Genomic DNA, 23916 nt, shown 5'->3' on the forward strand with positions numbered 1-23916 from the left:
TTTGTGATAGGGCGGATCGGTTTCATATGGCAAGTGCGCGGTGGCTGGATGGAGTACGGCCCTATGTCGAGGCGGCCCCGCTGGCCTCTCTGGCGCTGGGCATATCCTCCGCCTTCCCGCTGACGATGATCAACGCGACCCTGTCGAGCCGACTGGCGGAGGCGGGGATCGAAAAGAAGAGCGTCACGGCCTTCGCGCTCGTCATCCTCGCCTATAACTTCAAATTCCTCTGGGCCTGGATCGTGGAGGGGGTGAAGATCCCCGTTCTTCACCGGCTCGGCCAGCGGGTATCCTGGCTGCTGGTGGTCGCTGGCCTGGTATGTCTGGCGGCGGTCGGGCTGGGGTTGACCGACCCGCGCGTGTCCCTGGCGCAAACCGCGATGGCGGCGATCGCGCTGGGGGTTGCGGGCGCGACCTTCGACATCGTCATAGACGCCTATCGGATCGAGCTTCTCGAACCGCGCCAATTGGGCGTGGGCGCGGGCATGGGCCAATATGGCTGGCGGATCGGTTCGGCGCTGGTCGCGTCACTGTCGCTGGTCGTGGCGACGCGCGCGGGATGGAGCGTGGCCTATCTGGTAAGCTGCGCCTTCGCACTACCCGCCGTCCTGACCGCCCTGTTGATGGGCGAGCCCGCGCGGCATAGCGAAATCACCGCGAAGCGCCCGACCGAAGGCATCGTGCGCGCCGTCGTCGGGCCCTTTGCCGAGTTCTTCCGCCGACAGGGCGCGGCGATCATCCTGGCCTTCATCTTGGTCCACAAGATCGGCGATACGCTTGCCAATCTCACCTTCCGATTGCTGTTCAACGATCTGGGATTCAGCAAGGACGAGATCGCGCTTTACGATGTCGGCGTCGGCTTCTGGGCCTTGCTGGTCGGCGTGTTCGTCGGCGGTCTGCTCTATGCGCGACTGGGCATGAAGCGGTCGGTGCTGATCAGTCTGGTCCTGATGGCGGTGTCGAACCTGTCCTTTGCGGGGCTCGCCGCGCTAGGCCATTCCAACTGGGGCATGGCGGGCGCGATCGGGTTCGAGAATTTCTCCAGCGGCATCGGCGGCGTGACCGTGGTCGCCTATTTCTCCGCGCTGACCGACCTGCGCTTCACCGCCGCGCAATATGCGCTGATCTCGGCGGCGGCGAGCATCGTGGGGCGGATACTCAGCGGGACGACGGCAGGGGCGCTGGTCGAGCGGTTCGGCTATGTCGATTTCTACCTGCTGACCACCGTTGTCGCGGTGCCGGGCGTCGTCCTGTTCTGGTGGATGGCCCGCTCCGGATTGATCGACCGTTCGATCGGCAGCGCGGGCGTCGAGGGGGAAGGCGACGCCCGTCGCGGGGAGCCGGTCAGAAGCTGATCGGCCGCCCCTCGTCGGCAAAGGCCGCGCTGACCGCCGCCGCGCTCGCCAGCACGCCGTCGACCCGCCGGACGCCGAGCAGGTCGGTCATCAGGAAGCGGGCCTTTTCCGGCGCGGTTTCCATCTGCGCCAGGATGGTGATCAGCGCCGCCTCCGCCGCCGTCATCCGCGCGCAGCAGCACGGTGCGATCGCGATCTGGCCCGTGGCATGCGCCGCTAGGTCGGCCATCAGCGTCCGCATTAGGAGCAGCGGTCGCCGGAAATCCTGTCCGAACACGGTGAACAGAGTATGCGCGGCCCGCGCATCGGAGAGCCCATGCGCGCCCATCCTGCGGACCGCGAACAGCGCGATCCGCGCATAGGGGCAGGCCGGAAGCATATGGGGAAGCGTGGTGGCAAGGGTGGTGGTTTCGGCCATCGGCTGGGACTCCGTGATTACGAGACCCATGCTAATTGCTCGCTATTGATAGTCAATCGCAAATACGATGATTGGTGACGATCGTTCGTCGCATCAATCCGGCACCTCGTCGTTCAGGGCAAGGACCTGTCCGGCAAGGTATAGCGAACCCGCGATCAACACACGGACAGGCCGGCTGAAACGATCGGCGATGATCGCCAGCGCCTCCCTCGGATCGCCAGCCGCGATGGCGTCGATCCCCATCGCACGAGCCTGTGCGGCGAGATCTTCCGGCGCGTGGGTGGCGTGATCGGGGACGGGGACGGTCACGACAACATCCACCATCGCGCCGAGCTTCTGGAGAACCGGCCCGGCTTCCTTGTTCGCGAGCATGCCCAATACCAGCGCGCTGGGGCCCTGCGATCGCCAGCCCGTCATCGCGCGGGCCACCGGTGTCGCCGCCGAGGGATTATGCGCGCCGTCGAGCCAACATTCGCTGCCCTCCGGCAGATGGGCGGTGAGCGGGCCGGGGCGCAGCTTCTGCATCCGGGCGGGCCAGCGCGCATGCGTCGCGGCGGTTCGCAAGGCGTCTTCGGGGACGGACACCGCCTGCTGATGCCGGATCATCGCCACCGCCAAAGCGAGATTCCGAGATTGGTGGCCGCCGGTCAGTGCGGGACGCGGCAATGCCAGCTCGGAGCGCCCGTCACGATACTCGACCGATCGGCCGCGTGTCTGGCTGAACCAGTCACGACCCCGCGCGACCACCCGCGCCCCCGCGCTCGCCGCCACCATCGCGATCGCCTCCTGCAAGGCGCGGGGATAATCCATCGTGACGAGTGGCGTGCCTGGCTTCGCGATCCCAGCCTTTTCCCGTGCGATGCCGGTCAGGCTCCGCCCCAGAAATGCCTCGTGATCGACACCAAGCGCGGCGATACCGCAGACGGCGGGCGGGGGTAGCACGTTGGTCGCGTCCAGACGTCCCCCCAATCCCACCTCGATGATCGCCGCCGCGGCCGGCGTGCGCGCGAAGGACAGGAAGGCCGCCGCCGTGGTTACCTCGAAGAAACTGGCGCCGATTCCTTCCGCATGACCCAGTACCTCCTCCAGAATGGCGGCAAGCGCGTCATCGCCGATCAGCGCGCCGTTGATGCGGATACGCTCATTGAAGCGGACGAGGTGCGGGCTGGAATAGACATGGACGGTCTGCCCCGACGCTTCGATTGCCGCGCGCAGAAAGGCGCAGGTCGATCCTTTGCCATTGGTCCCGGCGACGTGGAACACCGGGGGCAGATGATGATGCGGGTCGCCGAGCCGGGCGAGCAATGTCGTGATCCGATCCAGCCCCAATATGTCCGCGCCTGGCGACAGCGACCATAAGCGATCGAGTTGCGCCTGGACGGCGGGGTGGTCGGAACGGGCATGGTCGGGCATCGGCCGGTCTCTTGGCAAATGATATGCAAAGAGGCGGACCTCCCGGCCCGCCCCTTAAAGCTGTATGCGATGAAAAGCGACGGATCAGGCCGCCTGGCGCGACGCCGTCAGATAGCCGATGACCGTCGCCAGACGCTCGCGCAGATCGCGGCGATGGACGACCATGTCGAGCATCCCGTGGTCGAGATAATATTCCGAGGTCTGGAAATCGTCAGGCAGCTTTTCGCGAATCGTGTTCTCGATCACCCGGCGACCGGTGAAAGCCAAAGTCGCCTTGGGCTCGGCGATCTGCACATCGCCCAGCATCGCATAGGCCGCCATCACGCCGCCCGAGGTCGGGTCGGTCAGGACGACGATATAGGGCAGGTCGGCATCGTGCAGCATCTGGATCGCGACCGTGGTGCGCGGCATTTGCATCAGGCTGAGAATGCCTTCCTGCATGCGCGCGCCGCCCGAGGCGGTGAAGATGACATAGGGGCATTGGTCGGCGATCGCCGCCTCGACGCCGCGCACGAATGCCTCGCCGACCGCCAGGCCCATCGATCCGCCCATGAAGGCGAAGTCCTGGACCCCGACCACGACCTTGTGGCCCAGGATCGTGCCGCGCGCGTTGATCAGCGCGTCCGTCTCGGCGGCGCTGACGCGCGCGGCCTTCAGACGATCGGCATAGCGCTTCGAGTCGCGGAACTTGAGCGGGTCCTCCGGCACCTTGGCGGCGGGCAGTTCGCTGCAACTGCCTTCGTCCAGCAGATGGCGGAAACGCACCTTGGGCCCGATGCGATCATGATGGTCGCACTTCGGGCAGACGTTCAGATTGTCTTCCAACTCCTTGGTGAAGACCATCTGCCCGCATCCCTTGCACTTGTGCCAGAGATTGTCGGGCGTCTCCTTCTTGACGACGAAGGGGATGACGTTGCGGACGCTGTTGAGCCAGCTCATGCGAGTTCCTTGCGCGCGTCGGCCAGTGCCGACGACAGAGTTTCAATATAGGCGCGGACCGGCGCGGGCGCAGCGGCACCATGCTCGCCGACCAGATCGACGATCGCCGAGCCGACCACGACGCCGTCGGCCACGCGACCGATCGCCGCCGCCTGTTCGGGGGTACGGACGCCGAAGCCGACCGCGACCGGCAGGTGCGTCGCCGCCTTCAACCGCGCGACGGCTTCCTCGATCGAGGATTGCGCGGCCTGTTGCTGCCCCGTGATCCCGGCTACCGAGACATAATAGAGGAAGCCGTCCGCGCCCGTCAAAATCGTCGGCAGGCGCGCGGCGTCGCTGGTCGGGGTGGCGAGGCGGATCGAGGCGACGCCCTCCGCGCGAAGAGCGACGCCCAGTGCATCGTCTTCCTCGGCGGGAACGTCGACGCAGATCACGCCGTCCACGCCCGCCTCCGCGGCGGCCCTGGCGAACCATTCGGGTCCGCGCACCGTCATCGGATTGGCATAGCCCATCAGGACCAGCGGCACCTCCGGGTGGCGCGCACGAAAGGCGGAGGCGATCGACAGCACGTCGGCGGTGCGGGTGCCCGCGCCCAGGCTGCGGATATTCGCCTTCTGGATGGCGGGGCCATCGGCCATCGGATCGGTGAAGGGCATGCCCAGCTCGATCACATCGGCGCCGCCTTCGACCAGCGCGTCGAGGATTGCGGCGGTATCGCCCGGTGTCGGGTCACCCGCCGTGACGAAGGTCACCAGCGCGGCGCGGCCCGCCTGAGCGCAATGCGCGAAACGGTCGGCGATCCGGCTCACATCTTCACTCCCATGGCGTCGGCGACGGTGAAGATGTCCTTGTCGCCCCGACCCGATATGTTGACGAGCGCGATCTGGTCGCGGTCCATAGTCGGCGCGCGCTTGATCAGGCCCGCCAGCGCGTGGCTGCTTTCGAGCGCCGGGATGATCCCCTCGATCTTGCAGCAGAGCTGGAACGCGTCCAGCGCCTCATTGTCGGTAATGCCTTCATAGACGACGCGACCGGTGTCGTTCAGCCAGCTATGCTCGGGCCCGATGCCCGGATAGTCGAGGCCCGCCGAAATCGAATGCGCCTCGGTGATCTGACCGTCCTCGTCCTGCAACAGATAGGTCTTGTTGCCGTGCAGGATGCCGGGCTTGCCGCCGGTCAGGCTGGCGGCATGCTGGGTGGTGGCAAGGCCATGGCCCGCCGCCTCGATCCCCAGCATCGCAACGTCGGGATCGTCGAGGAAGGGATGGAACAGCCCGATGGCGTTCGACCCACCGCCGACCGCCGCGACCAGCAGATCGGGCAGGCGCCCCTCCGCCTTCAGGATCTGCGCCCGCGACTCGGTGCCGATCACCGATTGGAAGTCGCGGACCATCTCCGGATAGGGATGCGGGCCCGCCGCCGTGCCGATGATGTAGAAGGTGTCGTGGACGTTCGCGACCCAGTCGCGCAACGCCTCGTTCATCGCGTCCTTCAGCGTCTGCGCGCCCGAAGTCACTGGGCGAACCTCCGCCCCCAGCAGCTTCATGCGGAACACATTGGGTGCCTGGCGCTCGATATCGCGTGCGCCCATGAAGATGGTGCAGGGCAGGCCGAAGCGCGCTGCCACCGTCGCGGTCGCCACGCCATGCTGGCCTGCGCCCGTCTCGGCGATGATCCGCGTCTTGCCCATCCGCTTGGCGAGCAGGATCTGGCCGATGCAGTTGTTGATCTTGTGCGCGCCGGTGTGGTTCAGCTCCTCGCGCTTGAAATAGACCTTGGGGCCCTTGCCCTCGGGCGCGGTCTCGCGGAGCATCTCGGTCAGGCGCTCGGCGTAGTACATCGGGCTGGGACGACCGACATAATGGGTCATCAGCCCGTCGAACTCGGCCTTGAAGGCCGGATCCACCTGAGCCGCGCGATATTCGCGCTCCAAGTCGAGGATCAGCGGCATCAGCGTCTCGGCGACATAGCGGCCGCCGAATTCACCGAAATGGCCGCGCTCGTCGGGCTGGGCGCGGAAGGAGTTGGGGGCGTTCATCTCGTATTCCTTGGGCGTTGCCGGGGCGTGCCCTGCAAACGATCCTGTCACTGATTTGTCGCAACGGCTTTAAGGAACGCGGCGATCTTGTCCATATCCTTGACGCCCGGCGCGCTCTCAACGCCCGACGAGACATCGACCAGCGGCGCGCCCGTCCGGCGTATGGCTTCGGCGACGTTGCCCGCATCCAGCCCGCCCGACAAAGCCCAGCGCAGGGGGTGGTGAACCCCGTCGAGCAGCCTCCAGTCGAAGCGCAGCCCCATGCCGCCCGGCAGCGAGGCGTCGTCCGGGGTCTTGGCATCGTAGAGGATCAGGGTGGCGGCACCGGCATAGTCGCGGGCCTTGTCGACATCGGCGCGCTGCTTGATCGCGACGGCGGCCCAGACCTCCCGGTCGAACTTCGCGCGGATCGCGGCGACGCGGGCGGGCGCGGTGCGGTGGAGTTGGATCGCGCCCAGTATTCCGGCACGGACGGCGGCTTCGAGCAGTTGGTCGTCGGGATCGACGAAGACCCCGACGCGCTGGACATGATCGGGCACGCGCCCCGCCAGCCCGGCGGCGACGTCGAAGGTCAGATGCCGGGGCGATGCGGGAAAGAAGACGAAGCCGACATGAGTGGCTCCGCCGCCCAACGCCGCGTCGAGGGTCGCGGTCGTCGTCAGTCCGCAGATCTTGGCAGTGGTCGGCATGATCGTTTTCCCGAATGGGAGGAGTCGAGAAACGTCTTGAAGGCCGTTTGGAAACCGGCTCTTTCGCCTATTTCCTAACAAACGCCTACAGCGTGGCGGCGATGGCTCGTGCGGCGGCATCCGGGTCTTCGGCCTGGGTGATCGGGCGACCGATGACGAGGATCGACGCGCCCGCATCAATCGCGGCGCGCGGTGTAACGACGCGCTTCTGATCGCCGACGACGCCATTGGCGGGGCGGACGCCGGGAACCACGAAGAAACCCTTGGGCCACGCCTTGCGCACCGCCGCGACTTCTTCGCCCGAACAGACGATTCCGTCGACGCCCGCTTCCGCCGCCAGATCGGCGAGGCGGCGGACATGATCGGCGGGAGCGCCCGTGACGCCGGTGTCGGACAGGTCGCTGGCATCCAGGCTGGTCAGCATGGTGACGGCGACCACCTTCGTTCCCGTCGGTGCCGCCGCCTTGGCATCCTCCAGCATCGCGCGACCGCCCGCCGCATGGACGGTCAGGATCGCAGGCGCGAGGGGGCCGAGTGACTGCACCGCCTTCGCCACGGTGTTGGGAATGTCGTGCAGCTTCAGGTCGAGGAAGACGGGCAGGCCGATATGCGCCATCTCCCGCACGCCCGTCGCGCCATGCGCACAGAAGAATTCCAGCCCAAGCTTAAGCCCGCCGACATGATGGCGGACCTTCTGCGCCAGTGCCTGGGCACGGGCCAGATCGGGCGTATCGATCGCGACATAGATGCGATTGCTCATGGAAGGTCAGACCGTCGGCTGGATGGGGAGGGGGGCAGGTTCGGTCGGGGCGACATAGGGGCCGGTCTCGGTCGTTGCGGTCGCGGCGGCGAGCGCCCGCTCGCTCGCGTTCAACCGCTGCCGCAACCGCCAGCGGGCCGCATGTTGCCAGATCAGCGTCGGCACCAGTCCCAGCAGAAAGGTCAGGAACAGCAGCAGCGGCAGGTTCACGTCCGCTACCAGTCCGCCAACCAGCCGGATCGGCACGGTCGTCCAGTTCCCCAGCGTGAAGGCCGCGGCCAGAAACGCCAGCAGACACCAGAACAGCATTTTCAGGAACTGCATGCGCTTCTCCGCCTAACCCCTGTCGAGCCGACCCATGAGCGGTCGATCATCGCCTGGCGTCGGGGTCTAGCCGCGTTGTCCCGGCATGACCAGCCTTCAGCCGATCTCACGGCGAAGCGAGGCGATCAGGGGGGCGATCGCGGTCAGGCGGTCCTCCTCCTCGTCCAGGATCGCCAGGAACGCACGCCGCTTGAACGCCGCCACCGCGCCGGGCTTCAGCTTGATGGTCGGGGGCAGGGTGGAGACGGCGATGTCGATCATCCGCTCTGCACCGTGCAGCCGCCCCCAGAGATAGTCGTTCTCGCGATAGCTGCGGCTGAAGAAGGCGCCGAAGGTCAGGAACTGGATACCCTTCAACGTCGCCTCCGCCCCGCCGGAACGGATCGCGGTCGCATCGTCGGGCGCGATCCGGTCGACCTTGATCGGATCGAACTCGTCCAGCCCCTCGCCTTGGAGAAGTGGCAGGGTCGCGACGTCGAAATAGGGAAAGCCCAGATAGGTCAGGAGCAGCGTTCGCCGCGCCGCACGGGGCAGCCCGGCCAAGGCGCCTGCAAGCCGCGTATCCGTCTCTCCGTCGAGCCGGATCAGGTCGAGCCGTTTCTCCAGACGATCCAGTACCACATCGCCCTGATCGCGCGCGGACCGCACCGCCTGGGCCAGGTCGTCGTCCGCGGCTCCGCTCTGCCGCTCCAGATATTCCGCCAGCGATTCGTAGAGGGCGTCGCGGATCGGGGCCAGTTCGGCTTCGCTGTGATCGCCCTCCAACTCGGTCAGGCGGCGGGCGAGCAGCCGCAGCCGACGGATGCGGAAACCCAGGTCGAAGCTGCGCAGAAAGGCCTTGGCCCCGTTGCTCGGGCCGCCGGTGAAAGCGATCGCCTCGCCATCGGCGCTGCGGGCGGCGAGCGTCCGCTCGACCATCACGCGAAGCCGCACGCGTCGTTGCGCTCCGTCCTCGCCGATCGCCTCGGACAGCATCGTCGCGATCGAGTCGATGACGCCCGCGACCTTCAGATGGCCATAGGCGGCATAGCTGAACCCGGCCTTGGCAGCGGCGGCGGCCTGGGCGCGGACCCGCCACGACGCCAGCCGGGTGGCGGTGGGGCGGTCTAGGAAGAAGGTGCGACCGAAAAGCTGCTCGATCTCCTGCTCCACATCTTCGCGGATCGCGGCGAGGATCGCCTGCATCCGGTCAATCCGGCCGGAGCGCGCGGCGATCGCTTCCAGATTGTCGCGGATCGGCTGTTGCCGGGGCAATTCGCTGATCGCGCCGATGATCGTCTGGAAGAAACCGGGATGCCCGCCTCCGCCGGGAAGTCGGAAATGCATGCCGGGGAAGGGGTCGATATAGACGAAGCGGCGGTCGACCTGTCGCCTGGCCGGACGCCTGCCCAGCGCGTCGATGGCGGGGCGGAAGGGGGCGTTGACCAGCACCGATCCGTCGATCAGCACCGCCTTGTCCGCCGCGCCCGCCGCATGATGACGCGGAAGGACGCGGCGGAGAAATTCATCCCGCTCCGGCCAGGACTGTTCGCGCGCCGCCAGCACGCGGTCGAGTTCGGCGACTGTGAAGGGCGGGAAGGCGCCCGGAAAGCTGGAGGTCGCGCGCGCGGCGAAGACCAGTTCGGGAACCGCCGCCAGCTTGCCCTGGCCACGGTCGGTGAAGTCCACGACCATGCGGTGCTCGGTCTCCACCACCTCGCCCGGCGAATGGAGCCGAAGCCGCTGCGGCTGGCCGGTGAAATCGGTGACGGTGACGAACAGGTCGAGCGGCTGACCGGGCGGCAACAGCCTCTTGCCGGCCGGAGCCGCCGCCATCCGGTCGAACGCCTCCAGTAGACGCGCGGTGAAATCATCGGCGGCGAAGGGCGGCTCGAACCAGCGCGAGCGGACGAGGTGGCCCAGCTTGCGCCGCACCTCCTCACGGGTTTCCTCGTCCAGCCCCTCGACCTTCTCGCCGCTGCGCCCGGCCGCCATCCATGCGATCGGGAGTGCCCACATCTTGGAAAAGCGCGAGGTCGGGGCGGCGTCGGGGGCGATCAGCGACTCGATATCCGCCGCTTCCAGCCACAGGTCGGTCAGCGGATCGAGCGACTGGCCGGTGGACAGGGCCTGTCCCAGGAAGATGCCGTTGATCCCGCCGGCGCTCGCCCCCGCGATGATGTCCGCCAGGATGCGGACCCGCACGCCGCCCCGCTCCGCCATTTCGTCGAGCAGGTCGTGGTAGACCGCATCGACCGCCGAAGCGGGCGGATCGCCCTCATGCGAGGCGCGGCTGGCGCGGACGACGTGCCAGATTTCCTTGGTGATGCCGTGCATGTAGACGGCCAGGCTGATCCCGCCATAGCAGACCAGCGCCAGCCGCAGTTCCTTCTCGCGCATCAGCGCGATCCGACCCTAGCCCAGATCGGCAGATGGTCTGACGCCTTTCGTGAGGTCGGGCTGGCGTGAACGCCGCAATCGGCGATGCGGAGGTCGGACGACACCATGATCCGATCGAGCCGTCCGATCGGCCGCCGCGCGTGAAAGCTCGGCCCGGTATCCGCCATGGTGAAGTCGCGGCAGAAATCGCGCAGGCACCCGGCCCCGCGCGTCCATTCGTTCAGGTCGCCCATCATCACGGTTGGATGGCGATGCACGCAACTCGACAGGTGCGACAATATCGCCGCCGCCTGCCGCCGCCGCCACAGCCCCGACAAGTCGAGATGCATGCCCACGACACGAATCACCCCGCCCGTCGTCCGCAAATCCGCCATCACGGCGCCGCGCGGTTCCAGAGAGGGCAGGTGGATCGCCTCATAGTCCAGAACCTGTGTCGACTTGCGAACCAGGATCGTATTGCCATGCCAGCCCAGCGACCGGGCCTTCATGCCATAGACGATGGGCTTCCAGTCGCTGTGATCGTCGAGCAGATGGAGAGGGAGCACGCCTTCGCGATCGCCGAAGCGCCGATCCGCCTCCTGCAAGGCGATGACGTCCGCATCGACCTCGCGCAGTACGTCCATGATACGGTCGGGATTGCGCCTGCGATCGGCGCCGATCCCCTTGCGGATATTATAGCTGGCGACCTTGATCATTCCGCCACTGTAACGCAGCGCCGGGCTTTTGGTGCCCATGGCGAAACGGCGAGACGAGAGGAATATGGTGCCGGATGAGGGGATCGAACCCCCGACCTTCGGTTTACAAAACCGCTGCACTACCGCTGTGCTAATCCGGCGTCGCGGGCTCCATGCTTCAAGAAACGCCGAAGGTCCAGCCCTCCGTTCGCGCGATCAGGGGAGAAAGGCCCGCCGGATGCCAGAGATCATCGCGCCCCGCCATCTTGCGCAGCCAGGCTGAAGTCAGGATCGCATCGGTGCTGTGATCGTCATAGCGTTGCAGCGTCCCATGCGGTTCGCTGCCCAGATGGGTCAGCGCGTCGTCCAGAGCTTCGGCGCTGCGCATCTTGCTTCGTCCGCGCGGGCGCCCGGCGTCCCGGGCGGCGATGGAGGTGTAGATTTCGATCACCAATGCGCCCGCTGGCGGCATGGGATCGAACGGCCAGACCGGTACCCGGCCGTCGAGCCGACGAAGCAAACGCATTCCGGCGAAGCTCGCCTTGGCGACCTGCGACGCGCCGATCGCGTCATAGACGGTCGAGGGCTTCCGTCCGCCATCCGCCGCCACTTCGCAGGCGCGCCAATGGAGGAAGTCGGCCTTCTTTCCATCTGCGGCACCGAAATAGAAATGTCGCCCGCGCCGTGCCTCCAGAAAGCTGCGCGCGCCGAGGTCCGGATCGTCGCAGCTCTGATCGACATGGGCCCAGAGCGCCCGCGCATCGGCGGTCGGGGCATCGCCGGGCAGATGCGCGCCACGGGCGACGAAGGGCGCCGAAAAGCTGAAGTCGAAGCCGATCAGCAACGGCTCTGCCGCGCGTTCCAGCACCCAATCGGCGACGCCCTCCCTCGACCAGGCACGGCCCGGCGGCGCGACGATCTCCGGGGCCGCTTGTCCGACCTCGCACATCGCCATGCGGATGCCGTTATGCGAGGAGCCGTGCGCGCCCGACCAGTCGATCGCGACGAAGCCGGTGAAACGGTCAGCCGCGATCGCCATCCTCCCCGTCCTGATCGCGCAGGGCACGCCGCCGTTCGTCCCACCACGCCATCCGCTCGGCGATGCGCTTCTCCAGCCCACGCCCTGAAGGCGCGTAGAAGTCCTGCGGCGGCAATTCGTCGGGCCAGTAGTTCGCGCCCGAGAAGCCGCCCTCGGCGTCATGGTCATATTGATAGTTGGCGCCATAGCCGATCTGCTTCATCAGCTTTGTCGGCGCGTTCAGGATGTTGGCGGGCGGCATCAGCGACCCGGTTTCCTTGGCGGTCCGCCACGCCTGTTTCTGCGCCTTATACGCCGCGTTCGATTTGGGCGCGGTGGCCAGGTAGAGGCACGCTTGGACGATCGCCAATTCCCCTTCCGGCGAACCGAGAAACTCATAGGCATCCTTGGCCGCCAGACACTGTGTCAGCGCCTGCGGATCGGCCAGCCCGATATCCTCGATGGCGGTCCGGGTCAGGCGGCGCAATACATAGAGCGGCTCCTCGCCAGCCGTCAGCATCCGGGCGAGATAATAGAGCGCGGCCTGCGGGTCCGATCCCCGGATCGATTTGTGAAGCGCGGAGATGAGGTTGTAATGCCCCTCGCGATCCTTGTCATAGACCGCGACCCGCCTTTGCAGGAATGCCGACAGCCCGGCGGCGTCGAGCGGTTCGGGCAGGTCGACGGCGAACAACGTCTCGGCCTGGTTGAGCAGGAACCGACCGTCGCCGTCCGCGCTGGCGATCAGCGCCTCGCGCGCCGCCGGTTGCAGGGGCAGGGGGCGCTCCATCTCCGCCTCCGCGCGCGTCAGCAACTGTTCGAGCGCGGTCTGGCCCAGCCGGTGGAGGATCAGCACCTGCGCCCGGCTGAGCAATGCCGCATTCAGTTCGAAGGACGGGTTCTCGGTGGTCGCGCCGACTAAAGTGACCGTACCATCTTCGACAAAGGGCAGAAACCCATCCTGTTGGGCCCGATTGAAGCGGTGAATCTCGTCCACGAACAACAGCGTCCGCTGGCCCATGCGGGAATGTTCGCGCGCTTCGCCAAAGACCTTCTTCAGGTCCGCCACGCCCGAGAACACCGCCGAGATGGACGCGAAACGCAAGCCGACCGCCGCCGCCAGCAGGCGCGCGATCGTCGTCTTGCCCGTACCCGGCGGCCCCCACAGGATCATCGACGACAGTCGCTGCGCCGCGACCATCCGCCCGATCGCGCCCTCCGGCCCGGTCAGGTGATCCTGCCCCACGACATCGCTCAGTTGCGCAGGGCGCAAGCGATCGGCCAGCGGAGCATCCGCAGGGACGGTGGAGGGAAGGGGGGCGGGCTCCATGCCCGCGAACAGATCGGCCATGAGCGTCATGTAAGGGGTGCGGAGCGCGACGTCACCTTGACGGTTGACGATATATCGCAAAACATCTTGACGCAGCGGCTCTGCGATATATCTTGAATGCATCAATTCATATCGAGGAATCATCATGTTTCGTTTTTCACACGGCGGCGGTCATCGTCGCCATCACGCCGCACGCCATGGTTTCGCGCCGGAAATGGACATCGAGCGCTTGTTCCACTGGGGCGAACGACTCCACGACGGAGAGCATCGTCGCCGGGGCCCCGGCGGGCGTAGCCGGCGAATGTTCGACGGCGGCGAGTTGCGCCTCATCCTGCTGAAGCTCATCGCCGACGAACCGCGCCATGGTTACGACCTGATCCGCGAGATCGAGGCGATGACCGGCGGCGCCTATGCGCCCAGCCCCGGCGTCATCTATCCGACCATCACCCTGCTCGACGAGATGGGTTTTATCGAGGAACAACGCTCGGAAGGGGCCAAGAAGCGTTTCGCGGCCACCGACGCCGGTCGTACGCACCTCTCGGAGAATGCCGAGCAGGTCGAGGCGTTGCTCGCGCGTCTCCAGGCGCTGGGCGAGCACCGGCAGCGCGTCGATGCCGCGCCGATCCGGCGGGCCATGGGTGGGCTGAAAATGGCATTGGGCGAACGCTTCGGCGCGGGCGATGCATCGCAGGCGATGATCCACGACGTCGCCGCCATGATCGACGAACTGGCCCAGAAGGTGGAGCGCCTGAAATGAGCCGGTCCGTCGCACGCGTGCCGACTCTGTCGGCCAGCCGTTACCTCCAGCAACTCGCCAAGCACTGGTCGCACAAGATGGAGGTCGACTTCACGCCGGAGGAAGGCACGATCCTCTTCCCCAACGGATCGAAGCTGGAAATGCGAGCGGATAGCGAGACGCTGGACATCGTCCTGACGGTGCCGGACGGCGAAGACACCGCCCGGATGCGGGAGGTCGTGTCCAGCCACCTCGACCGCTTCGCCTTTCGCGAGGCGCCGCTGACCTTCGATTGGCGCGAGGGGTGACTCAGCCTCGCTCGGCGAACAGCGCGCGATAGGCGTCGAGGACGGCGTCGTTGACCTTGTCCCACCGGTAATCGGCGACGCGGGCGTGCCCCGCCTCGCTGAACCGGCGGCGCAGGGCGGCGTCGGTTGCGATCCACTCCAGCGCGTCGGCATAGCCCGGGATATCGCGCGCCCCGACCAGATAGCCGGTCTCCCCATCCGCGACGAGGTCCATCGCGCCCGTCGCATTGGCGGCCACCACCGGCACGCCCGCCGCCATCGCCTCGGTCGTGACGTTGCCGAACGTCTCGGTGACGCTGGGGTTGAAGAAAATGTCCATCGACGCGACGGCACGGCCCAGATCGTCACCGGTCTGATAGCCCGCGAAGATCGCATCGGGCGTCGCCTTGGCGAACCAGTCCTGTGCGGGCCCCTTGCCGACGACCAGCACCTTGTGCGGCACGCCGCGACGGCGAAGCTCGGCCAGCGCCTCGGCAAAGACGTCGAGGCCCTTTTCCTTGACCAGTCGCCCCAGGAAACCGATCGCCACCTCATCGTCCGCGATCCCCAATGACCGCCGCCATTCCAGGCTGCGGCGCGAGGGTTGGAACCGGTCATGATCGATCCCGCGCGACCAGATGCCCATCGGCGGCGTCACACCCCAACTGCGCAACAGGGCGATCATGCTGGGGCTGGGCGCGACGATCCGGTCGAACCGGTTGTAGAAGCGGGTCAGCAGCCGGATGATCGCCGGCTCCAGAAAGCCCAGGCCATAATAGGCCGGATAGGTTTCGAACCGCGTATGGACGGATGCGATCGAGGCGACGTCCTTTTCCCGCGCCCATCGAACCGCCGCATGGCCTAGAAATTCGGGCGCGGAGACATGGACGATATTGGGGGCGAAGGCCTCCAGATCGGCGCGCACCTTGGCAGGCAGGCCGCGCGCCAGCTTGTAATCGGCGCGAAACGGCATGGGAATGGCGGGCACGTCGACCAGATCGCCGACCGGCGGAAAGGCGGGCGTCGCAGAGGTCGGCGAATAGACACGCACCGCCACACCGCGATCGAGCAGATGCCCGACCAGCCGGTTCAGCGTCTGGTTCGCGCCGTCGCGCGTGTAGTTATAATTGCCGCTGAACAATGCGACGCGAAACGGGTCTGGGGTCATGGAGTCCGCCCCATAGCGGTCACGACCATCAAAAACTATCCCAAGCCGGATCGCGAACGATGTTCCATTTTCGTTCCGGGCTGATTAGATGGAAAGCATGGCCAAGGTTCAAAAGCGCTATGTCTGCCAAGCCTGCGGATCGGTATCGTCCCGTTGGCAGGGGCAATGCCCCGATTGTTCCGAATGGAACACCATGCTGGAAGAGGCCCCGGTTCAGGTCACGCCCTTTGCGGCCAAGCATAATCTTCAGGGCGGGGGCCGGGCGATCCAGCTTGTCGGGCTCGACGCCGACATTCCACTCCCCGACCGGATGGAGACGGGCATTGCCGAACTGGACCGTGCGCTGGGCGGCGGATTCGTCGAAGGGTCGGCGACCCTGATCGGCGGCGATCCGGGTATCGGCAAGTCGACCTTGCTCCTTCAGGCGGCGGCGAAGCTGGCCATGGCGGGGCGGCCGGTCGCCTATGTCTCGGGCGAAGAGGCGGCCGATCAGGTGCGTCTGCGGGCCCGGCGGCTGGGCTTGGGGCAGGCTCCGGTCCGGTTGGCGGCGGCGACGTCGGTTCGTGACATCCTGACCACCCTGTCGATCGGCACGCCGCCCGCCTTGCTCATCATCGACTCGATCCAGACCATGCACTCCGACCTGATCGAGGGCGCGCCGGGGACGGTGAGCCAGGTCCGGGCATCGGGCCAGGAACTGATCCGCTTTGCCAAGGAACGCGGCACCGCCGTGGTGCTGGTCGGCCATGTGACCAAGGACGGATCGATCGCAGGTCCGCGCGTGCTGGAGCATATGGTCGACACCGTCCTCGCCTTCGAGGGCGAGCGCAGCCATCAATATCGTATCCTTCGCGCGATCAAGAACCGCTTCGGCGGCACCGACGAGATCGGCGTCTTCGCGATGCAGACCGAGGGGCTGACCGAGGTCGGCAATCCCTCGTCGCTGTTCCTGACCAGTCGTGAAGAGGGCGTCACCGGGGCAACCGTCTTTCCGGCGCTGGAAGGGACGCGGCCGGTGCTGGTCGAGATCCAGGCGTTGACCGTCCGACTGGCATCCGGGGCGACGCCACGGCGAGCGGTGGTGGGGTGGGACACGGGCCGCCTCGCCATGATCCTGGCGGTGCTGGAGGCGCGGTGCGGGCTGAGCTTTTCCTCGGCGGAAGTCTATCTGAATATCGCGGGCGGATACCGGGTGCAGGACCCCGCTGCCGATCTGGCTGTCGCCGCCGCACTCATTTCGGCGCTGTCGGAGCGACCGGTGCCCGCCGACGCGATCGTCTTCGGCGAGATCGCCCTTTCGGGGGAAGTCCGCTCGGTCGCCCATGGCCCTTTGCGGTTGAAGGAGGCGGGCAAGCTCGGCTTCGAAAAGGCGATGGTACCGCGCGCGATGGCGGGGGACGAAGGCGGCTTGCGGATGACAGGTTTCCGGACATTGGCCGAGTTCGTTGACCATATGCTGGGCCGGGGGTAGCGAAGAGCGCCAGACGCCGCCATGTCCATTCCTCAGCCCTTAGCGGAGATGGCCCGTTTGTAATGCTCGGGATAAGGTACGGGATAGAAAGCATTGACCGCCCTCGATATTCTTGTCCTGATCGCAGTGTTCGGCGCGGCCATTCAAGGTTTTCTGCGTGGCTTTGTGACCGAGGTTCTGGCGCTGTTCGCCTGGGTTGCGATCGTCGCGGCGCTCAAATTATTCCATATCCCGCTGGCGCAGGCGCTGACCGGAGTGGTGGGGACGGTGTCGGGGTCGGCCGTGCTGGCCTTCGCGTTGATCGTCGGCGTCACCTATCTGGGCGGGCGTATGGTCGCGCGTGCGATCGGCAGCCGGACGCGCACGTCCGTCCTGGGCCCGGTGGACCGCGCGCTGGGGTTCGGCTTCGGCGCGCTCAAGGGATTGATCCTGGCCAGCCTCGTCTTCCTGGTGGTCGCTTTGATGATCGACACCGTCAGCGGCGGTCCGGCGCGGCGGCCCGAATGGATGGTGAAGAGCCGCACCTATAAGCTGCTCAATGCCACCAGCGCGGGCATCGCCGACTTCGTCGACCGCCGTCGTCGCGGCTTGCCGGTCTTCGGCGCGCCGGCCCCATCCAACGACAGCGGTACGGCCAATGCCAGCGAGAGCCCATCATGAACGCCCCCCTCTACAATGCCGAGATCCTGCGGCTGACCACCGCCATTCCGCATGATCGGCGCCTGGCCGACCCGATGGCTAGCGTCGAGCGCCGCTCGCCCATTTGCGGGAGCCGGGTCACCGTGGACCTCAATCTGGACGCCGATGGCCGGGTGGCGGAGATCGGCATGCTAGTCAGGGCCTGCGCCTTGGGACAGGCATCGTCGGCGCTGTTGTCCGCAAATGTCATCGGCCGCAGCGTGACCGAGCTGGCAACGGCGCGCGATGCCCTGACCGAATGGCTGGCCGGTACGCGGAGCGAAGTGCCCGACTGGCCCGGTATGGACGTCTTCGCGCCCGCCTTGACCTACAGCGCACGCCATCCCTCCATCCGCCTGGCATTCGAGGCGGCGGCACAGGCCGCTCAGGACGCTGCCCGAGACGCCGTGGCGCAGGGCCCCCGCTGATGCACAGCGAGATTTCGCTGCTGAGGGACGGGGCGATCCTGCTGGGCTTTGGCCTGGCGTTCGTTCTGGTCTTTCGTCGCCTGGGCCTGGGCGCGACGCTGGGCTATCTCGTCGCGGGGGCGGTCGTGGGGCCGCATGTCCTCGGGCTGGTCGGGGACGCCGAGTCCAAGCTGGGCATCGCCGAGATCGGGATCACGCTCCTCCTCTTCATCGTCGGATTGGAGTTGAACCCGGCCCGCTTGTGGCGGATGAAGCATGAGATTTTCGGCCTGGGCCTGCTTCAGGTAACCGCATGCGGCCTGGCGATCACCGGCATCGTGCTGCTCGCCCATTTCTCGATGGAAGCCGCCCTGGCGCTCGGCCTGCCGCTTGCCCTGTCCTCGACGGCGCAGGTCCTGCCGATGCTACAATCCTCCGGGCGGTTGCGCACCCCCTTTGGTGAGCGGGCCTTCTCGATCCTGTTGTTTCAGGACCTGTCGATCGTCCCGCTGATCACGATCGTCGCCGCCATGTCGCGCAATCCGGCGGATCATGCCGGCCCTCCCGGATGGATATTGGCGCTGGAGACAGGGGCGGCGATCATCGGCCTGATCGTCGCGGGTCGCTTCCTGCTCCGCCCGCTGTTCCGGCTGATCGGCAATATGGGCGAGCGGGAGATGTTCGTCTTTGCCGGCCTCTTCACCGTCATCGCCAGCGCCGCGGTCATGGAAATGCTCGGCCTCTCGACCGCGCTGGGGGCGTTCATCGCTGGGGTGATGCTCGCCGACAGTCCGTATCGGCACGAGCTGGAGGCGGATGTCGAGCCGTTCCGATCGATCCTACTCGGTCTGTTCTTCCTCGCGGTCGGGATGATGCTCAATCTGCCTGCGATCATCGAGCGGCCGATCTTCGTCGCGGTCATGGCCCTGGCGCTGATCGCGACGAAAACCTTCGTCATCTTCCTGATCGGCCTGGCCTTCCGGATGAACTGGCGGTCGGCCTTCGCATTGGGCTTGCTGATGAGCCAAGGTGGCGAATTCGGCTTCGTACTGTTCGCGCAGGCGCAGGCGGGATATCTGATCGCGCCCGAGGCAGCGAGCCTGTTCGGGGCGATCATTACCCTTTCGATGGCGACGACCCCGTTCCTGATGGCGGCCACCCGCCGCATTCGCGAAGAACCGGTGATCATGCGCGGCGAAAAGCGCGAGGGCCCGGTGACCGATGGCGCCAACGCCCTGATCGTCGGCTATGGCCGGTTCGGACAGACGGTGGCGCAGATGCTGATCGCCAGCGACATTCCCGTCACCCTGATCGACCGCGATATCGAGATGATCGACATCGCCGCCGAGTTCGGGGCTAAGGTCTATTATGGCGACGGCACCCGGTTGGACCTGCTGCGACAGGCTGGGGCGGCAGAGGCCGAGTTGATCCTCTTCTGCCTCGACGAGGATCAGATCACGCTGGAGCTTCTGGAAAGCGTCCATGCGGCGTTCCCCAACGCTTCGCTGTTCGTGCGCGCCTATGATCGCCGCGCCGTCCTGCGGCTGAAGGGCGGGCCCGCCTCCTATGTGGTTCGCGAGGTTCTCGAGTCAGCGGTCAAGATGGCACGCCTGGCCATGGGCAGCCTGAAGATCGATCGTGCCGAGATCGATCGGGTCGAAACCATGTACCGAGCCCGCGACAAGGAACGGCTGGCGGCGCAGGCCGCGTCGGGCGACCTTCGGGCGGCCAACGACCGGATCATCACGCAGGACGAACGAAAGGTGTGATCATGGCGTTACTGGGTATCCTGGCGGGCTTGTCGGGCGCGATCGCCATCGCGGCGGGGGCGTTCGGCGCACACCGGGCCGAAGGGGTCGCGGTCGAGTGGCTGCGGACCGGCGGTCAGTATCAGCTGATCCACGCGGTCGCCGCCCTCGTCGCCCTTCGCATGGAGGCGCGGGGTGTCGCATGGGCTTTCGTCATCGGCGGCGGGATTTTTGCGGGCACGCTCTACGCCATGGCGTTCGGTGCGCCGCGCTGGCTGGGCGCAGTGACGCCCATCGGCGGGACGATCCTGATCCTGGGCTGGCTGTGGCTGGCCTGGACTTTGCGCGGCTGAGCGGGTCGGGCTTCACCTGCACGAAGCGATGTTCTAGGGACCGGGCATGGCCGATCCATTCTATATCACCACCGCGATCCACTATCCCAATGGCCGTCCGCATATCGGCCATGCCTATGAAATGGTCGCAGCGGATGTCATCGCGCGCTTCCAGCGCCAGGCAGGGCGCGACGTGCTGTTCCAGACGGGCACCGACGAGCATGGCCTGAAAATGGCCCAGGCGGCACGCGCGCGCGGCATTTCCACTCGCGAGTTCGCAGACGAAATGTCCAGTCATTTCCACGTGATGGCCGATCGTCTTGATATCAGCTATGATCGTTTCATCCGGACGGTCGACGCCGATCATTATGCCGCCAGCCAAGCCATTTGGAAGGCGATGCAGGACAAGGGCGACCTGTATCTCGACCGCTATGAGGGCTGGTATTCGGTCCGTGACGAGGCCTTTTACGACGAAGCCGAACTGACCACCGGAGAGGGCGGCACCAAGCTGTCGCCGCAGGGGACGCCGGTCGAGTGGACGGCGGAGGAGACCTGGTTTTTCCGTTTGTCGAAATACCAGCAGCCGCTGCTCGACCTCTACCGCGACAATCCCGATTTCATCCGCCCGGAAAGCCGCCGGAACGAGGTGATGCGCTTCGTCGAGGGTGGTCTGTCCGACCTGTCCGTATCGCGCACCAGCTTCGACTGGGGGGTGCCGGTGCCCGACAGCCCCGGCCATGTCATGTATGTCTGGGTCGACGCGCTGACCAACTATCTGACCGGCACGGGCTATCCCGACAAGGACAGCGAATTGGCGCGTTTCTGGCCCGCCAATCTGCACTTGATCGGAAAGGATATCGTCCGCTTCCACACCGTCTATTGGCCCGCATTCCTGATGTCGGCGGACCTGCCTCTGCCGCAGTCGGTGTTTGGCCATGGCTTCCTGCTCCACCGGGGCGAGAAGATGTCCAAGTCGGTCGGCAATGTCGTCGATCCGATGGGGCTGGCGGATGCCTTCGGTGTCGATGCGCTGCGCTATTTCTTCCTGCGCGAGGTCAGCTTCGGGCAGGACGGTTCCTATTCCGCCGAAGCGATCGTGACGCGGGTCAATGCCGAACTGGCCAACAGCTTCGGCAATCTCGCCCAGCGGACCTTGTCGTTCATTGCCAAGAATTTGAACGGCGAACTTCCCGAGCCGGGTCGCGACGATCCCGCCGATGCGGTCCTGATCGAGGAGGTCGTGGTCGCCTGTGCCGGGTTGAAGACCGCGTTCGACGACTTGATGCTGAGCCAGGGGATCGAGGCGTGGATGCGCGGCGTCTATGCCTGCAACCAGTATATCGACGTGCAGGCGCCATGGTCGCTGCGCAAGACCGATCCGGAGCGGATGCATGCCGTGCTGGGGACGTTGGTCCGCGCCATCCGGATGCTCGCCATCGCCATTTTGCCGGTCACGCCACGTGGGGCAGGGCTGGTGCTCGACACGCTGGGGGCCGAGGAGCGCGATCACGCGGCGATCGACGATGACGGCTGGTATGCCCGCCGCGCATCCAGCGGCATTGCCCTGTCGCCGCCGACCCCGGCCTTTCCCCGCCTCGAAATCCCGGCCGAGGCCGACGCCTGATGCTCGCCGACAGCCACTGCCACCTCAATTACAAGGGGCTGGTCGAGGATCAGGCGGCGATCCTGACCCGCGCGCGGGATCGTGGGGTCACCGCGATGCTCAACATCTCGACCCGGGAGAGCGAATGGGATGCGGTAATCGCCACGGCCGAGCGCGAACCCGATGTATGGGCGACGATCGGCATCCATCCGCATGAGGCCGACGCCCATGCCCATGTCGATACCGCGAAACTGGTCGAGCGCGCCGCGCATCCGCGCGTCGTCGGCATCGGCGAGAGCGGACTGGACTATTATTACGACCACAGCGATCGCGAACGGCAACAGGCGAGCTTTCGCGCGCATATTGCCGCCTGTCGCGAGACCGGTCTGCCGCTGGTCGTACACACGCGCGATGCGGAGGACGATACTGCCGCAATCCTGGCCGAAGAAATGGGGAAGGGGGCCTATCCCGGCGTCATCCACTGTTTCACCGCCAGCGGAGATTTCGCCGATAAGGCTTTGGCGTTAGGCTTTTATATATCCATTTCGGGTATCGTGACCTTCAAGAACGCCAAGGATTTGCAGGCCACCGCCGCGCGCCTGCCGCTCGACCGATTGCTCGTCGAAACCGATGCGCCGTTCCTGGCCCCCGTTCCGCATCGGGGAAAGACGGGGGAGCCGTCCTTCGTCGCGGATACCGCAGCGTTCCTCGCGGATCTGCGGGGTGAGCCATTGGACGTTCTGACCCGGGCCACGGCGGAAAACTTCCATCGTCTGTTCACGAAGACCGCGGCGTGAAGATCCGCATTCTGGGTTGCGGCACCTCCTCCGGCGTCCCCCGGATCGGCAATGACTGGGGGGCATGCGATCCGGCCGAGCCCCGCAATCGCCGTATGCGGTGCTCGGCGCTGATCGAGCATGACGGAACGCGCATCCTGATCGACACGGGCCCCGATATGCGCGAGCAGTTGCTTGCGGCGGAGATCGGCACGGTGGACGCGATCATCTGGACGCATGACCACGCCGATCATTGCCACGGCATCGACGACGTCCGGCAGATCTACCATGCGCTGGGGCATCCGGTTGCCGGTTACGCACGCCCCGCGACGGCAGAGGCTTTGCAACGTCGCTTCGGCTATGTGTTTCAGGGAAAGACGGGCTATCCGCCGACCGCCACCATGACGGTGCTGGAGGACGATATCCTGATCGGGTCGATCCGTGTCCGGTCGTTGGATCAGCCGCATGGCCGGATATTCTCTGCGGGCCTGCGCTTCGACTGTGATGGCAAGAGCATTGGTTATGCTACTGATTTTCATCAATTAACAGAACAGATGGCCAATCTTTATCGTCATGTCGATCTATGGGTCGTGGATGCACTACGACGCCATCCGCATCCCGCGCATGCCGATCTTCCGACAGTTCTCGAATGGATCGACGAACTCGAACCGAGACAGAGCGCGTTGATCCATATGGATCAGTCGATGGACTATGCCACATTGTGCCGGGAACTGCCGCCCGGTGTTTGTCCGGCCTATGACGGGTTGGAGCTGATACCGTGAGCATGGATCGGGTCATGGACTTCCTATACTATGGCCTGATCCTTCTGCTGCCGCTGAGCGCCTTGGCGGCTCGGCGCATTCCGACCGGCCAGACGCTACGTATGGCGTTGATGTGGATTGGTATCTTCGGCGTCGCCTTTCTGGTTGTCGCACAGCGTGACCGGCTGAGTAGCCTTCTGCCGGGCCGTGGCGCGCCGGAGGGCGTGGTGCGCATCGCGGTCGCGGAGGACGGGCATTTCTGGGCGGACGTGCGGATCAACGGTGTCCAACGACGTATGCTGATCGATAGCGGTGCCACGACGACCGCCTTGTCGCAGGCGACGGCCAAGGCCGCCGGATTAGATCTCGGTGAAAGTCCGTTCGCTACGATGGTCGAAACCGCGAATGGCAGGGTCACCGCCGATCATGCGACGATCCGTCATCTTGCGATCGGGCCCATCGAATTGAACGACGTCGGCGCGATCGTATCGCCCAGCTTCGGCAATCAGGACGTCATCGGAATGAATGTGCTGCGACGGCTGCGGTCGTGGAGGGTGGAACAAGGCGTGCTCATCCTGAACGAGTCCAAGTGACTTAGTTTTACATAATATA

25 protein-coding genes and 1 tRNA gene are annotated in these 23916 nt (G+C 66.0%); 12 read left to right on the plus strand and 14 right to left on the minus strand.

Annotation, left to right across the window (positions count from 1 at the left end; translation table 11 throughout):
* Positions 1-26: 26 nt before the first annotated feature.
* Positions 27-1355 carry an MFS transporter gene (locus OXQ33_RS03765; protein WP_267433350.1) on the plus strand — a complete coding sequence of 443 codons (1329 nt, stop codon included), beginning with the start codon at positions 27-29 and terminating at the stop codon, positions 1353-1355.
* Here the strand turns inward: OXQ33_RS03765 and OXQ33_RS03770 are convergent.
* From OXQ33_RS03770 to OXQ33_RS03830, 13 genes are all read right to left on the minus strand, one after another.
* Positions 1345-1773: a DUF6628 family protein gene (locus OXQ33_RS03770; protein WP_267433351.1), complete on the minus strand. Its 429-nt coding sequence runs from the start codon at positions 1771-1773 to the stop codon at positions 1345-1347. The two genes, OXQ33_RS03765 and OXQ33_RS03770, sit on opposite strands and share 11 nt — an antisense overlap.
* Positions 1774-1866: 93 nt before the next feature.
* A complete protein-coding gene (locus tag OXQ33_RS03775; RefSeq protein ID WP_267433352.1) occupies positions 1867-3186 on the minus strand; it encodes a folylpolyglutamate synthase/dihydrofolate synthase family protein in 1320 nt (439 codons plus the stop codon).
* A gap of 84 nt (positions 3187-3270) precedes the next feature.
* Entirely contained in the window at positions 3271-4125 is an 855-nt protein-coding gene (accD, locus tag OXQ33_RS03780) for an acetyl-CoA carboxylase, carboxyltransferase subunit beta (protein WP_267433353.1), read from the minus strand.
* Positions 4122-4934: a tryptophan synthase subunit alpha gene (gene trpA / locus OXQ33_RS03785; protein WP_267433354.1), complete on the minus strand. Its 813-nt coding sequence runs from the start codon at positions 4932-4934 to the stop codon at positions 4122-4124. Before trpA ends, accD begins: the two co-directional genes overlap by 4 nt.
* On the minus strand, positions 4931-6163 hold the full coding sequence (gene trpB / locus OXQ33_RS03790) for a tryptophan synthase subunit beta (RefSeq protein ID WP_267433355.1): 1233 nt from the start codon (positions 6161-6163) through the stop codon (positions 4931-4933). The genes trpA and trpB overlap by 4 nt, the downstream gene beginning before the upstream one ends.
* A 47-nt stretch (positions 6164-6210) precedes the next feature.
* Positions 6211-6852 (minus strand): phosphoribosylanthranilate isomerase, encoded by a 642-nt coding sequence (locus OXQ33_RS03795; protein ID WP_267433356.1) that lies wholly within the window; start codon positions 6850-6852, stop codon positions 6211-6213.
* 85 nt (positions 6853-6937) lie between these two features.
* Positions 6938-7612, minus strand: a complete 675-nt coding sequence (gene pyrF, locus OXQ33_RS03800; RefSeq protein WP_267433357.1) for an orotidine-5'-phosphate decarboxylase — start codon at positions 7610-7612, stop codon at positions 6938-6940.
* 6 nt (positions 7613-7618) lie between these two features.
* Complete coding sequence (locus OXQ33_RS03805; RefSeq protein ID WP_267433358.1) at positions 7619-7936, minus strand: hypothetical protein; 318 nt, start codon at positions 7934-7936, stop codon at positions 7619-7621.
* A 96-nt stretch (positions 7937-8032) separates the two neighbouring features.
* Positions 8033-10315, minus strand: coding sequence for a patatin-like protein (locus OXQ33_RS03810; protein ID WP_267433359.1), 2283 nt, complete (start codon positions 10313-10315; stop codon positions 8033-8035).
* On the minus strand, positions 10315-11010 hold the full coding sequence (locus OXQ33_RS03815) for an endonuclease/exonuclease/phosphatase family protein (protein WP_267433464.1): 696 nt from the start codon (positions 11008-11010) through the stop codon (positions 10315-10317). Before OXQ33_RS03815 ends, OXQ33_RS03810 begins: the two co-directional genes overlap by 1 nt.
* 65 nt (positions 11011-11075) lie before the next feature.
* Positions 11076-11150: transfer RNA gene (locus OXQ33_RS03820), tRNA-Thr, on the minus strand.
* Positions 11151-11167: 17 nt separating this feature from the next.
* Complete coding sequence (locus OXQ33_RS03825; RefSeq protein ID WP_267433360.1) at positions 11168-12028, minus strand: hypothetical protein; 861 nt, start codon at positions 12026-12028, stop codon at positions 11168-11170.
* Positions 12012-13358 (minus strand): replication-associated recombination protein A, encoded by a 1347-nt coding sequence (locus tag OXQ33_RS03830; protein WP_267433361.1) that lies wholly within the window; start codon positions 13356-13358, stop codon positions 12012-12014. The genes OXQ33_RS03825 and OXQ33_RS03830 overlap by 17 nt, the downstream gene beginning before the upstream one ends.
* Before the next feature lie 124 nt (positions 13359-13482).
* On the opposite strand from OXQ33_RS03830, the gene OXQ33_RS03835 reads away from it, so the two are divergent.
* Positions 13483-14094, plus strand: coding sequence for a PadR family transcriptional regulator (locus OXQ33_RS03835; RefSeq protein WP_267433362.1), 612 nt, complete (start codon positions 13483-13485; stop codon positions 14092-14094).
* Positions 14091-14381 carry a DUF2218 domain-containing protein gene (locus tag OXQ33_RS03840; protein WP_267433363.1) on the plus strand — a complete coding sequence of 97 codons (291 nt, stop codon included), beginning with the start codon at positions 14091-14093 and terminating at the stop codon, positions 14379-14381. Before OXQ33_RS03835 ends, OXQ33_RS03840 begins: the two co-directional genes overlap by 4 nt.
* A 1-nt stretch (position 14382) precedes the next feature.
* Here the strand turns inward: OXQ33_RS03840 and OXQ33_RS03845 are convergent, their stop codons facing one another.
* Complete coding sequence (locus tag OXQ33_RS03845; protein WP_267433364.1) at positions 14383-15528, minus strand: glycosyltransferase family 1 protein; 1146 nt, start codon at positions 15526-15528, stop codon at positions 14383-14385.
* Between the two features lie 97 nt (positions 15529-15625).
* On the opposite strand from OXQ33_RS03845, the gene radA reads away from it, so the two are divergent.
* The 9 genes from radA to OXQ33_RS03890 all read left to right on the plus strand — a co-directional run bounded on the left by radA (position 15626) and on the right by OXQ33_RS03890 (position 23897).
* Positions 15626-16999: a DNA repair protein RadA gene (gene radA / locus OXQ33_RS03850; protein ID WP_267433365.1), complete on the plus strand. Its 1374-nt coding sequence runs from the start codon at positions 15626-15628 to the stop codon at positions 16997-16999.
* Between the two features lie 93 nt (positions 17000-17092).
* Positions 17093-17659 (plus strand): CvpA family protein, encoded by a 567-nt coding sequence (locus OXQ33_RS03855; protein WP_267433366.1) that lies wholly within the window; start codon positions 17093-17095, stop codon positions 17657-17659.
* Positions 17656-18105 carry an iron-sulfur cluster assembly scaffold protein gene (locus OXQ33_RS03860; protein WP_267433367.1) on the plus strand — a complete coding sequence of 150 codons (450 nt, stop codon included), beginning with the start codon at positions 17656-17658 and terminating at the stop codon, positions 18103-18105. Before OXQ33_RS03855 ends, OXQ33_RS03860 begins: the two co-directional genes overlap by 4 nt.
* Complete coding sequence (locus OXQ33_RS03865; RefSeq protein WP_267433368.1) at positions 18105-19853, plus strand: cation:proton antiporter; 1749 nt, start codon at positions 18105-18107, stop codon at positions 19851-19853. Before OXQ33_RS03860 ends, OXQ33_RS03865 begins: the two co-directional genes overlap by 1 nt.
* 2 nt (positions 19854-19855) lie before the next feature.
* Positions 19856-20185 carry a DUF423 domain-containing protein gene (locus tag OXQ33_RS03870; protein WP_267433369.1) on the plus strand — a complete coding sequence of 110 codons (330 nt, stop codon included), beginning with the start codon at positions 19856-19858 and terminating at the stop codon, positions 20183-20185.
* A 46-nt stretch (positions 20186-20231) separates the two neighbouring features.
* A complete protein-coding gene (gene metG, locus OXQ33_RS03875; protein ID WP_267433370.1) occupies positions 20232-21788 on the plus strand; it encodes a methionine--tRNA ligase in 1557 nt (518 codons plus the stop codon).
* Complete coding sequence (locus OXQ33_RS03880) at positions 21788-22564, plus strand: TatD family hydrolase (protein WP_267433371.1); 777 nt, start codon at positions 21788-21790, stop codon at positions 22562-22564. The genes metG and OXQ33_RS03880 overlap by 1 nt, the downstream gene beginning before the upstream one ends.
* A complete protein-coding gene (locus OXQ33_RS03885; protein WP_267433372.1) occupies positions 22561-23325 on the plus strand; it encodes an MBL fold metallo-hydrolase in 765 nt (254 codons plus the stop codon). The genes OXQ33_RS03880 and OXQ33_RS03885 overlap by 4 nt, the downstream gene beginning before the upstream one ends.
* A 2-nt stretch (positions 23326-23327) precedes the next feature.
* Positions 23328-23897: a TIGR02281 family clan AA aspartic protease gene (locus tag OXQ33_RS03890; protein ID WP_267433465.1), complete on the plus strand. Its 570-nt coding sequence runs from the start codon at positions 23328-23330 to the stop codon at positions 23895-23897.
* Positions 23898-23916: the final 19 nt, after the last annotated feature.

Source organism: Sphingomonas sp. GM_Shp_1, assembly GCF_026540895.1.
Classification (GTDB): domain Bacteria; phylum Pseudomonadota; class Alphaproteobacteria; order Sphingomonadales; family Sphingomonadaceae; genus Sphingomonas.